Raw genomic sequence first — 11,633 nt, 5'->3', positions numbered from 1 at the left:
CCGGCGCGGCGCCGCCACGTCAGCGCACCACGCGCAGCACATGCCCGATCTTGTCCGCAGGATCGAGCTTCACGTAAGCGCGGGGGCCGTGCCATTCATAACGCTCACCGGTGAGGAGATCCTCCACCGTGAACGTCTTTTCGGGCCCGAACCCGAGAGCGGAGAGGGGCACGTCCAGCATGGTCTCGTGCGCTTCGAAGGGATCCGTATTCACGACCACGATGAGGTCATTGCCGGACACGGACTTGTGGAACGCGAGGATGCCGTCGAAGTCCGTGTCCAAGAACCGCACGTTGGAGAGCTGGTGCAACGCGGGGTTCTCTCGCCGAATGCGATTGAGCCGAGCGACGTCCGCGCGGATGTTGCCGGGCGCGTTCATGTCGCGCACGCGGATCTCGTACTTTTCGCTGTTCAAGTACTCTTCACTGCCGGGGCGAACCGGCACGTTCTCACACAGCTCGAAGCCGCTGTAGATGCCGTAGCTGGGCGACAGCGTGCCCGCCAAGAGCAGCCGAATGCGGAACGCCGCGCGGCCGCCCTTCTGCAGGTACTCGTGCAAGATGTCCGGCGTGTTGGCGAAGAAGTTCGGCCGGTAGTACTCGGCCATCTCGGAGTGAGCCAGCTCCTCCACGTACTCCCGGAGCTCCCAGGGGGAGTTCTTCCAAGTGAAGTACGTGTAGCTCTGGGTGAAGCCCAGCTTGGCGAGGGCCCGCATGCGCTTGGGTCGGGTGAAGGCCTCCGCCAGGAAGATCACGTCCGGGTGATCGCGTTGCACTTCTTCGATCACCCACTCCCAGAACGCGAAGGGCTTGGTGTGGGGGTTGTCCACGCGGAAGATGCGCACGCCCCGCGCAATCCAGAACAAGAGAGCATCTCGGCACGCGTTCCACAGCGCTTGTCGGTCCTCGCACCAGAAGTTCAACGGATAGATGTCCTCGTACTTCTTGGGGGGGTTCTCCGCGTAGCGCAGAGTGCCGTCCGGACGCACGAAAAACCACTCCGGATGCTCGTGGATCCAGGGATGGTCCGGCGAGCACTGGAGCGCGAAGTCCAGGGCGATCTCCATGCCCAGCTCGTTGGCCGACGTCACCAAGCGCTCGAAGTCCGCCAGCGTGCCCAGGTCCGGATGCACCGCCGTGTGGCCGCCTTCCTTGGCGCCGATGGCCCAGGGGCTGCCCACGTCCCCCGGCTCCGCGGCGGGCGCGTTGTTCTTGCCCTTGCGCTTGGTGCGACCGATGGGATGGATGGGTGGCAGGTAGATGACGTCGAACCCTTGCGCCGCAAGCGACGCCAGTCGGGCCTCGGTGTCGGCGAAGGTACCGTGCTTGCCGAACTCCTGGGACTGGGAGCGCGGAAACAGCTCGTACCAGGAGCCGAACACCGCCAAGTCGCGATCCGCGATCACCTCGCGAATTGGATATCGCGTGAGGGACGCTTCGTCGTGCGGGCCGGACATGTCTTCCCGCAGATGCTCGCTGAACGCCCCGGCGATGCGTGCATCCACGGACGCTGTGGCGTCGGCCAGCAGCTTGGCCGCTTCGACCAGCCGCGCCTTCTGCTCCGCGCGCGCGGCCTTCACGCGCGCCTGCACCAGGGCCGCTCCTTCCAAGAGCTCACTCCGGACGTCCTGCTCCGCGGCGATGCGCTTTTTCAGGTCGGAGCGCCAGGTATCGAACGGGTCCGGCCAACCCTCCACCGTGTATTGCCAACGCCCCGGCTGACCCAGGGTGAACTTGCCGAACCAGCGATCGTCATCGAACACGTAGGACAGGGGCGCGTGGCGCCAGGTGTCCTCGCCCTTTCGTCGATAGGCGATGCGGGCGTCCACCAGGTCGTGGCCATCCTTGTAGATGTCCACGCCAACGTGCACGGTATCGCCCACCCTGCGCTTGATCGGGTGGCGACCTCCGTCCAGATCCGGGGTCAGGTGTTCGATGACGACGTGGGGAAACGAGCTCTGCGCCATGCGCGCTAGGCATTGAACGAAGGCCGGCGGGGGTCAACCGTCTTTCAGAAAGGCCCCGGGCGCCGCAACGCGAGATATGCGGAGTCGCGCCGCGGTCCCTCGGGCAACGAGAGCGTGTTCGCGTATCGTGACAAAAGACGACCGGTCAAGTGCTCGAGGGTGAGCACGGCCTGGGCACGGTCCACCCGCGCGCGCTCGGCACTGAGGCGTGCCTGCCGCAGCGAGTCTTCCGCTTGTTGGACTTCCAGCGGGATACCCTCGCCCGAAGCGTAGCGTTGCTCCTGCGCCTTCACCTGTTGCTCGGCGACCTTCACCGTCTTTTCCGCAAGCTCCACGCGCCGCTTGGCGGTGTCTACGTCGACCATCGCCTTGGTCACCTGGGCGCGGACGCTCTGCCGTGTGGAGTCCAGCCGCGCCTGGGCGGAGTCCACCGCCAGCTCCGCGGCCCGGCGATCCGCCGTGCGCGTCTGACCGGAGAGCGGAAGCTCGAAGATGAGCCCCACGTGGGCGCTCACCGCAGGCTCCGTTGCGAATCGAGATGCAACGGGAGCAACCTCACGATAGGCCAGGCTGTCCCCCTGTACGTAGCCCTCGAGGTCGAGGCGCGCGCGCTCGTTCTCACCCGCCGTCTTCACCTTGTCCCGGGCCTGTGTCACCTGGGCCTCGGCCTGCTTGATGTCCGGGCTCTGCGCCATGGCGGCTTGCTGCGCGGCCCCCAGCGAGACGGGCGCCGCGAGATCCGCGGGCGGAGCGTCGGCGCTGGTGCTGATGGCGCCCGCAGGGTCGTCCTTGCCGAGCAAGCGGGACAGCTCCACCGCCTTCTGGCGGCGGGAGGACTCCGCGACGGCGACGGATTCGTCGAGCTGAGACAGGCGCGTCTCGAAAGTGAGCAGATCCACCGGCGCCAGGTCTCCGCTCTTGATGCGCCGCTCGGTGTCGTCTCGCTGCTGCGCCGCGAGCTTCCGCGCCTGCTTCTCGATGTCCGTGGCGCGATCGGAGTACCAGAGCTCCCAGTAGGCCACGAGCACGTCACGCATCAGCTGGCTCGCTGCTTGGTCGCGCGACCGTTCGCTCACGCTGCGGGACAGGCGCGCCTGGCGGATGGCGGCTTCTCCGATGGTGGTGCCGGACCCGCGGAGCAGTGGATGGACCACGCTGACGCGACCGGTGAGGCCGTAGGTCGGCCCCAGGGTGGCAGTCTGGGCGGCCACGGAGGTGACCGGAACGCGACTGGTGGTGCGGTTGCCCTCCATTCGCAGCGTGAGCTGCGTACCCCAGGGGAACGTGTGCCGGAGCTCGGCGCCTGCGCCCCAGTTGTCGCTCTGACTCTTGGTGATCTCTCCCGTGGAGCTGGCCCGAGGCGATTCCGTGTGGGTGTAGCCGAAGTCCAGCGCCAGGGTGGGGACGAAGGTGCCCTCGGCGGACAAGACTTGCTGATCCGCTTGGCGCACGTCGATCAACGCCGCCCGCAGGGAGGGGTTGTCCGTCATGGCCATCTCGATGGCGCGTTGCTCGCCGATGGATCCGGTTTGAGCCAGCGCGGGGGTGGCCACGAACAGGCTGCTGACGACGAGCCAGCGAAGGGGACGACGACTACTCATGACGAAGGGCCTCGATGGGGCTGAGCCGCGCGGCTTTGCGCGCAGGCAAGAATCCGAATGCGATACCGACGAACGCGGAGAATGCGAACGCGAGGATGACGATGCCAGGGGTGACGACATACGGCATGCCCATGGCGTTGGTCGCGGCGAAGCCACCTCCGAGGCCAATTCCGATGCCGATGAGACCGCCCAGGGTGGAGAGCACGACGGCTTCGATCAGGAACTGCAGCAACACCTCGCTGCCCAAGGCACCGATGGCCAGGCGAATGCCGATCTCTCGGGTCCGCTCCGTGACCGACACCAGCATGATGTTCATGATGCCGATGCCACCGACGAGCAGGCTCACCGCGGCAATGGCACCGAGCAGCGCCGTCATGGCGCCGGTGGTGGCGGTGACGGCCTGGGCGATCTCGGCCATGTCGCGCACGTTGAAGTCGTCGTCGCTGCCGAGCTCCACGTGCCGTCGTTCCCGCAGCAGGGACTCGATGCGTTGCTTGACCAGACTGGTGGGGCGGTCCTTGTCCACGGACACGTAGATGCTGCTGATGTCGCGGCTGCCGGCCAGGCGTCGCTGAAATGCCTTCAAGGGCATCACCACCAAGTCGTCTTGGTCCATGCCCATGCCGCTGGTGCCCTTGGCCGCCAACAGGCCCACCACCTCGCAGGTGATCTTGCCCAGCCGGAGCTGAGTCCCCACGGGGTTCTCGTTGCCATACAGGTTCTTCCTGACCGTGGCGCCGACCACGCAGGCGGAACGCGCGCCCGTGATGTCCGCATGATCCAGCATTCGCCCCTGATCCAGGGTGTAGCTGCGGACGTCGAAGTACTTCTCGGTGGAGCCGATGACGGTGGTGCGAGCGTTGGTGTTGCCGAAGACGGCGATCACGGACTTCTGCGACGTGGGCGCCATCGCGCGAATGCCGGAGACCTGCGTCTCGATGGCCTTGACGTCCGACTCCTCGAAAGAAGAGGCCACGCCGGGGCCGCCGCCACCGCGATGGCGATCCGCACCCGGGGAAACGATCAACATGTTCTCGCCCAGGGCGGAGATCTGGTTGGTGACGTTCTGCGTGGCGCCATCGCCGATGATCACCATCACGATGACCGCGGCGACGCCGATCACGATGCCTAACATCGTGAGCACGGACCGCATGGTGTTCCTGCGGATCTCTCGCAGGGCCATCACCAAGGTGGACAGGAGCATCAGGCAGGCCTCCGTGTCGGGCGATCGTCGATCACTCGGCCATCGCGAAACACGACGACTCGGGTTCCGAACTCCGCCAGGTCCGGCTCATGCGTGACCATCACGATGGTGAGCCCTTGCTCCTGGTTCAGCTGCACCAAGAGGCGCATGATTTCCTCACTGCGGGCAGAGTCCAGGTTGCCCGTGGGCTCGTCCGCCAACAGCAAGGAGGGCTCCGTCACCAACGCCCGGGCGATCGCCACACGCTGCTGCTGTCCGCCCGAGAGCTCGGCCGGAGTGTGGCTCTCGCGTCCCGCCAGCCCGACGATGTCGAGAGCTCTGCGGGCGCGCACGTGGCGTTCCGCCTTGGGCACCCGCCGATAGACCAACGGCAGCTCCACGTTCTCGAGGGCGGTAGTGCGCGCCAGCAGGTTGAAGCCCTGGAACACGAAACCGATGTAATGACGGCGGAGCAGGGCCTGCTCGTCCTGATCGAGCTTGCCCACGTCCACCCCGTGAAAGAAGTAGGAACCTCCGGTCGGCACGTCCAAGCAGCCCACGATGTTCATGCAGGTGGATTTGCCCGAACCGCTGGCGCCCATCACCGACACGAACTCCCCGGGGTAGATCGAGAGGTCCACGCCATCCAGGGCGCGGACCTCGGAAGCTCCGCTGCCGTACACCTTGGTGATGCCGGCGAGCTGGAACCACGGCTCGCGTGGGTCTTCGGCGAGAGCGGCGTTCACCGGCTCACTCCTCTCCCGAAAGCATGTCGATGATCACCTGCGTGCCCGGCTTCACGCCTTCGAGCACCTCGGTGTTCTGACCATCCGTTACGCCCAGCTTCACGGCAACGGGTCGCGGCCGCGCTGGCTGCCCTTCGCCGCGGGACGCGAGGATGTAGACGCGGGGCTGGTCCTTGGCGAGCTTCGGCGGCCCGGCGGATCCGGCCGGCGCTCCCGAGCTCGACGGCCGTGATCCTCCGCGGCGCCCGCCGAACATCTGCAGCGGGTTGCGCGGGCCGAAGCTGCTGCCGGAAGGCGGCGTGAAGCGCAGCGCGGCGTTGGGCACCAGGATCACGTTCTCGCGATGCTCCGTCACGATGGTCACCGTCGCCGTCATGCCGGGGCGGAGCGTCTCGTCGTCGTTGCTCACGTCCAGCACGGCCTCGTAGGTCACGACGTTGTCCGTGGTGGTGGGTACGTTGCGCAGCGAGCGGAGCTTGGCGGGAAACTCGCGCCCCGGGAAGGCGTCCACCGTGAAGCTCGCAGGCTGCCCCTCTTTCACCCGGCCCACGTCGGCTTCGTCGATGCCCACGGAGAGCTCCATCTGCTTCAGATCACGCGCGATCATGAACAGCACCGGGGTCTGCAAGGAAGCGGTGACCGTCTGCCCTTCTTCCACGCTGCGAGACAGCACGATGCCGTCGATGGGCGATTTGATGACGGTCTTGTTCAGCGACGTCTGCGCGGACTCGAGGCTCGCCTTGGCGACGGCAATCTCCGCCGACGACGACTGAATGGACGCCTTGGCGCGCGCCGCCGTCGCTTTCGCAGCGAGCAGATCTGCATCGGACACCAACCCCTGCTTCGCGAGCTCTTCCTTGCGCTTGGCGGTAGCCTCGGCCTCGCTCGCCGTGGCCTTTGCGCTCCTGTAGGAAGCCTGAGCGGAGGTGAGCTTGGCGCGGGCCTGATTGCGGCTGGCTTGCAGCTGGTCCGGCTCGATCTCGAGCAGGGTCTGGCCCTTGGTCACGTGATCGTTGAAGTCGACGTAGATCTTCTTGATGGTGCCGGTGACCTGGGCGCCGATCTCCACCGTGTCCCGTCCCGACAAGGTGCCCGTCGCGCTCACCGTCGCCTTCAAATCGCCCTGAGTGACCGGCTTGGTGTCGTAACGGGTTGCCGTCGCGGCGCCGTTCTTCCGCCACGCGATCACGCCAACGACGATGCCCGCCACCACCAACAGGGCCACGCCCCGCCAGAGCCAGCGCCCCAAGCGGCGCTTGCCTCCGACCATCACGTTCTTCCGTAGCTCCGCTGCAGTCCCAGTGGCCCCGGTGGGCGACGTCGTCGACATCGGCTTCATCGACGCAGCCTGTCCGGGTTTTCCTACGGAGGGGATGCATGTTTTTTCTTCGTGGTTCGTCCGCGGGTATTTCATGCCAGCGTTAGTTCAATGAATTCCAACGCTTGAGCTTTGTCACCCAATTATCCCGGGGCCGACCGTAGGGGTCTGGCGCTGATTTGCGTCGGTCCCAGTGAACCCCACCCCAAGAGGAAGACCCCATGAAATCGATTCTGCGCAAGACCACCGGGACCTTCGGCATGCTCGCGGCCCTCGCGCTGGCCACCGGCTGCGCCCAGAGCGGCCCCACCGATCAGGTGCCCAGCGAACCGGCTCAGAAGTCAGAGTCCCTGAACGCTCAGCCCAACGCCAAGGGTGATGCCGTCAAGAAGCCGCGGGCCGACCGCAGGGGCTTCGGTCGCCACCGTGGCGGACCAGAAATGTTCTTCCGCGCCGCCCTCGACAAGCTCGAGCTGAGCGCAGATCAGAAGACCACCATCGACGGCCTGCTCGCGGACCTGAAGAAGGTGGAACGCCCCGCCGACGACGGCGCTCGCAAGGAGCTCGACAAGTCCCTCGCCGCCGCCGTTCGCTCCGGCAGCATCAATGCCGCGAGCTTCGAGACACAGTACGCCGAGCTCGCCAAGAAGGCGACGGAGCACAAGAGCTCCTTCCAGACGGCGCTGAACAAGCTGCACGAGACCCTGACCGCCGAGCAGCGCAAAGCGTTGGTCGCCGAGCTGCAACAGCGACCGGGCCGGCGCGCCGCACCGCCACCGGATGTCGCGGACGACGATCCCAACGCGCCCCTCGGCGACGATCTGGGCCTGAGCGACGACGTGCCGCAGGGCCCGATGGCCCGCGGACCTCAGCGCGGCATGCGCGGCATGCGTGGAGGACCCGGCATGGGCATGATGCGTGGCGGCCCCGGTGGCATGGGCATGATGCGCGGTCTGGACCTGACCGAGCAGCAGCGCACCCAGCTGAAGGATTCCTTCCAGAAGGCCGAACGGCCGGACTTCCAGAAGAAGGGTGAAGAGATGCGGGCGCGGCACCAGAAGATGCTCGAAGCCTTCGCCTCCGACGACTTCGACGCTGCCAAGCTGATGGACGGAAACGACGTCGAGAAGCAGGTGCGCGAGCACGCCAAGCAGCGCGTGGAGCACCTGGCCACGCTGACGGCCATCCTGACGCCGGAGCAGCGCGAGAAGCTGGCGACCCAGATCGAGCAGGGTCCCCGATTCATGAAAAAGCGGTGATGAAACCGGCGAGTGGAGCCGTCACTGGCTCCACTCGCCATCCCTCCGAGAGTAATGTCGACGAACCGTGGCAGAAGCGGATCTCAGCTTGGCGGCACGCCGGGTGGAAGCCGGCGACCGAGCGCAGTTTCGCGTGATCGTGGAGCACACCCAGCGCTCCTTGTTTCGGCTGGCAGCGCGCATCACGGGGAGCACGAGCGAAGCCGAGGACGTGGTTCAGGAGGCCTACATCAAGGCCTTTCGCGCGCTCACGGACGGTCAATTCGATCGCCGCGCGGGCCTCGGCACCTGGCTCTATCGCGTGGTGACCAACACTGCCATCGATCATCTTCGGCGGCGGGCGGTGCGCCCCGCGGGTACGGACGACAAGCTCGAGACCACGACGACCCCCGACAACGATCCGGAAGCCCATCTGGCGCTGAAGGAGCTGTCCGATTGGCTCTCCGAGCTGCCTCCGGACCAGCGTGCCGCGGTGGTGCTGAAGAGCGTGGAAGGCCTCACCACCCCCGAGGTGGCGAAGATTCTGGAATGCTCCGAAGGAGCAGTAGAGCAGCGGTTGGTGCGCGCACGCGCTACGCTGCGAAAGCGTCGAGACGACCATGACTGACGAAGCTCGCCTCAATCGCCTGGCCCAAGCCACTGAAGGGCTGTCTCCGCCCGCGGACTTCGCGGATCGAGTGATGCTCGCGGTGGAGCAGCTGCCCGTGCGGCGCGAGCCGTGGGTCGCGCGCGGCATCGCCCTCAGCCTGTTCGCGGCCGCCGCCGCCGTCAGTATCTACGTGTCATCCAGCGCCCAGACGACGCTGGACACCACCGCCTTGTCGAACTTCGATGTCGTGGAGCTGGAACAGTGAATCGCAAGGTCGGAGCCGTGTTGGCACTGGTCGCCGCCTTCGGTCTGGGAGCCGTGGCCGGCGGCTTCGGTATGCGCGGCTACATGCTGCGCGGCTTCGCTCAGCGCCTGGAAGGACCGCCCGGTCGCGCCCGCATGGCGTTTCGGATGGAAGCCATGGCTCGCCGTCTGGAGCTGACGCCGGAGCAACGCGACAAGATCGAGAAGATCTTCCAAGCCCACGAGCAAGAACGCCGAGACCTGATCGAGCGCTGTGCGCCGGACCACCGCAGCCTCAAAGAGAAGGTGGACGGCGAGATCCGCGCGGTACTCGATCCCACACAGCAGAAGAAGTTCGACGAGATGTCTCAGGAGCTGGAGCGCCGCCGCAACGGCCGCCGTGGTGGCGGGCGGCGCCCTCCGCCCAAGCCTCCCGGCTGAGGCTCACAGCCGCTTCGCGGAGTTGATCACGACGTCCGTCACCGGCACGTCATCGTATCCCTGCTGGCTCGACGTCTGCACCGCGCTGATGGCATCCAGCGTGGCACTGCCTTCGAGCATCTTGCCGAAGGCGGCGTAGTCGCCGTCCAATGAGTGGGCGCCCGCCTGAGCGTTCACCACGAAGAACTGGCTGGTAGCGCTGTCCGGAACGCTGGTGCGCGCCATGCTGAGAGCGCCGTAGTCGTGTAGTACCTCCGGGCTCGTCTCCAGCACGATGGGCGGATTCGTCTGCTTGGAAACCAGGCCCGACGTGAAGCCGCCGCCTTGGATCACGAAGTCCGGAATCACTCGGTGGAAGATGGTGCCGTCGTAGAAGCCGGCGTCCACGTAGGCGAGGAAGTTCGCGGTGGTGATCGGCATGCGCACCGGATCGAGCTCGAACACCATCTTGCCCATGTTGGTGTCGAGCTCCACCCGCGGATTGCCTCCCGCGCCGGCCGCGCCGCCACTGCCCGCCGCCCCCGCCATGCCACCGGTCGCGCCAGTGCCAGCCGCCCCGCCGGTCGCGCCAGCACCACCGCTGCCCCCTGTCGCGCCCGCGCCGCCGCTGCCGCCCACTCCGCCGCTGCCGCCGCCCGCAGCGCCGCCGGTTCCCCCCAACGAACCGGAGCCGGACGAGCACCCCGTGGCCAACAGCAACACCCCGAACACCAAGAGCGAGCGCATGGCGCAGCTTACCGCGCCGCCGAACCCCGCTGTTCATTTGTTTGTTGGCGCGCCGCGGAAACGTCCCTGACGGGATTCGCGCCGCGCCAACAATCTATTGCTGCTTGATGTCCCAGTTGGAGGTCGCGCCCACGCACCCGTCCTGACCCGAGCCTTGGATGTGCGTGGGATCCGAGGTCTGGAACGTGGTGGGCATGCCGGGGGACGTCGGGTTGCAGCCCGGATAAAACGTGAGGCCCGCCTGGAATTGGTCGATGTTGATCACCGTCGGCGGATCCGTGGACTTGTCCACGCAGCTGGCGGGACCGTCGTAGGCGAGAATGTAGTCGAAGGTGTAGCTGCCATCCGGGCTCACGTGCAGCACGCTTGCGCCGTTGGAGCTGACGGAGCTGGAGGCGATCGTAGGCGTGCAATACATGGTTCCCATCACGATCTCGGTCTGGAACGTCAGCGTGCCGGCGAGGGTGTAGTACTTGCCGCCCGCGTCCTGGGACTCGAAATCCAAAGTGCCGGTGACCGTGGCGTCGAACACCTGTGAGGTGGTCGACGAGTGGTGGACGGTGAAGGTGTAGCCCGGTGCCTGATCCTTCACGGTGATGTTCGACACCAAGATCTCCGTCTGCTTGCCGTAATCCAAGGTTGCAGAAACGGCGACCGGGTTCTGCGAGGGTACCTGCGCGGGCGCCTTGTAGCTGACGGCCAGGCCTTTCCCAGAAACGCTGCCCGCAGTGGCAGACCAAGTGGGGAACGCCGCCATCAGCGGCGCCAAGCCAGTGTCGCAGTCGTAGAGGATGTCGGATAGGTCACTGTTGGGATTGGCGTCCACGCAGTTCTGGATCTCGAGCTCGACGCTGCCGTTCACCTGCACGGTGGCGGATGGCGGGCGGATCTGGAGCCCGGGAACCAAGGACCAATCGCTGAAGTGCGGCGAGCTCACCGTGATGGTCCCCGCGCTCTCGTCCAGCGTGGACGACGTCATCCGGTGCCAGCGCCCTTCGGCATCTTGATAGGCGATGCTGAACAAGGTCGGGGTAGTGCCGGCCAGATCCTGGTCGTCGTAGTAGAAGGTGATCTCGACGGGCTTCAGGAGCTGCACACCTTCGGGGCCGATGCGATATGCGGCTCCAACGCCACCGAGCGCCTGGTTCTCGAGCGGCTCCAACGTCAGGTCCGTGGGCGCAGCCAGCGCGCCGGCGGGCAGCGTGACCTCGAAGCGCCCGTCGGAGGACAGCAGCGTTCCGCCGTCCGTACCTACGTTCGTCGTCTCCGCTGCTCCCGTCGAAGTGCCCACCGGCGTGGGCTGCGGATCCGGTTGATGAACGCCGCCCCCGCTACCGCCGTTTCCACCACTGCCCCCGCTGGAGCTCGACCCGCTGCACGACAGCGGCGTGGCAGCCAGAGCGAGCAGCAGGACTCCATATCTCGACCGCCCCACTCCGAACCAACGCATGTCACAAGCTACGCAAACGCCACGCTGGAGCTTGCGCCAAGCGACAGACGAACCGCGCCAAACCTCAGTCGTCCTGCACCACGCGGGCGAACCGCACGCGCCGGACCTAGC

At 66.4% G+C, this 11,633-nt stretch carries 11 protein-coding genes; 4 read left to right on the top strand and 7 right to left on the bottom strand.

The window, feature by feature from the left end; genetic code table 11:
* Window positions 1-19 precede the first annotated feature (19 nt).
* From H6717_35395 to H6717_35375, 5 genes are read right to left on the bottom strand one after another with little or no spacing between them, the layout of a single operon-like run.
* On the bottom strand, window positions 20-1,966 hold the full coding sequence (locus H6717_35395) for an alpha-1,4-glucan--maltose-1-phosphate maltosyltransferase (GenBank protein MCB9582375.1): 1,947 nt from the start codon (window positions 1,964-1,966) through the stop codon (window positions 20-22).
* 44 nt (window positions 1,967-2,010) lie between these two features.
* Window positions 2,011-3,567: a TolC family protein gene (locus H6717_35390; GenBank protein MCB9582374.1), complete on the bottom strand. Its 1,557-nt coding sequence runs from the start codon at window positions 3,565-3,567 to the stop codon at window positions 2,011-2,013.
* Entirely contained in the window at window positions 3,560-4,771 is a 1,212-nt protein-coding gene (locus tag H6717_35385; protein ID MCB9582373.1) for an ABC transporter permease, read from the bottom strand. The genes H6717_35390 and H6717_35385 overlap by 8 nt, the downstream gene beginning before the upstream one ends.
* Window positions 4,771-5,496 (bottom strand): ABC transporter ATP-binding protein, encoded by a 726-nt coding sequence (locus tag H6717_35380; protein ID MCB9582372.1) that lies wholly within the window; start codon window positions 5,494-5,496, stop codon window positions 4,771-4,773. The genes H6717_35385 and H6717_35380 overlap by 1 nt, the downstream gene beginning before the upstream one ends.
* A 4-nt stretch (window positions 5,497-5,500) precedes the next feature.
* Window positions 5,501-6,835: an efflux RND transporter periplasmic adaptor subunit gene (locus H6717_35375; protein MCB9582371.1), complete on the bottom strand. Its 1,335-nt coding sequence runs from the start codon at window positions 6,833-6,835 to the stop codon at window positions 5,501-5,503.
* 200 nt (window positions 6,836-7,035) lie between these two features.
* Between H6717_35375 and H6717_35370 the strand changes: the two genes are divergently transcribed.
* The 4 genes from H6717_35370 to H6717_35355 all read left to right on the top strand — a co-directional run bounded on the left by H6717_35370 (window position 7,036) and on the right by H6717_35355 (window position 9,346).
* Complete coding sequence (locus H6717_35370) at window positions 7,036-8,073, top strand: Spy/CpxP family protein refolding chaperone (protein MCB9582370.1); 1,038 nt, start codon at window positions 7,036-7,038, stop codon at window positions 8,071-8,073.
* A gap of 103 nt (window positions 8,074-8,176) precedes the next feature.
* Window positions 8,177-8,680, top strand: a complete 504-nt coding sequence (locus H6717_35365) for a sigma-70 family RNA polymerase sigma factor (protein ID MCB9582369.1) — start codon at window positions 8,177-8,179, stop codon at window positions 8,678-8,680.
* Complete coding sequence (locus H6717_35360; GenBank protein MCB9582368.1) at window positions 8,673-8,927, top strand: hypothetical protein; 255 nt, start codon at window positions 8,673-8,675, stop codon at window positions 8,925-8,927. Before H6717_35365 ends, H6717_35360 begins: the two co-directional genes overlap by 8 nt.
* Entirely contained in the window at window positions 8,924-9,346 is a 423-nt protein-coding gene (locus tag H6717_35355) for a Spy/CpxP family protein refolding chaperone (protein ID MCB9582367.1), read from the top strand. The genes H6717_35360 and H6717_35355 overlap by 4 nt, the downstream gene beginning before the upstream one ends.
* 3 nt (window positions 9,347-9,349) lie before the next feature.
* Here the strand turns inward: H6717_35355 and H6717_35350 are convergent, their stop codons facing one another.
* Complete coding sequence (locus H6717_35350) at window positions 9,350-9,802, bottom strand: peptidylprolyl isomerase (protein ID MCB9582366.1); 453 nt, start codon at window positions 9,800-9,802, stop codon at window positions 9,350-9,352.
* 364 nt (window positions 9,803-10,166) lie between these two features.
* Window positions 10,167-11,522: a hypothetical protein gene (locus H6717_35345; GenBank protein ID MCB9582365.1), complete on the bottom strand. Its 1,356-nt coding sequence runs from the start codon at window positions 11,520-11,522 to the stop codon at window positions 10,167-10,169.
* Window positions 11,523-11,633: the final 111 nt, after the last annotated feature.

Source organism: Polyangiaceae bacterium (assembly GCA_020633235.1).
In the GTDB taxonomy this organism is placed as follows: Bacteria; Myxococcota_A; Polyangia; order Polyangiales; family Polyangiaceae; genus JACKEA01.
Note: the sequence above shows the minus strand (reverse complement) of the source record. Positions and strands in the feature narration are given on the sequence as shown.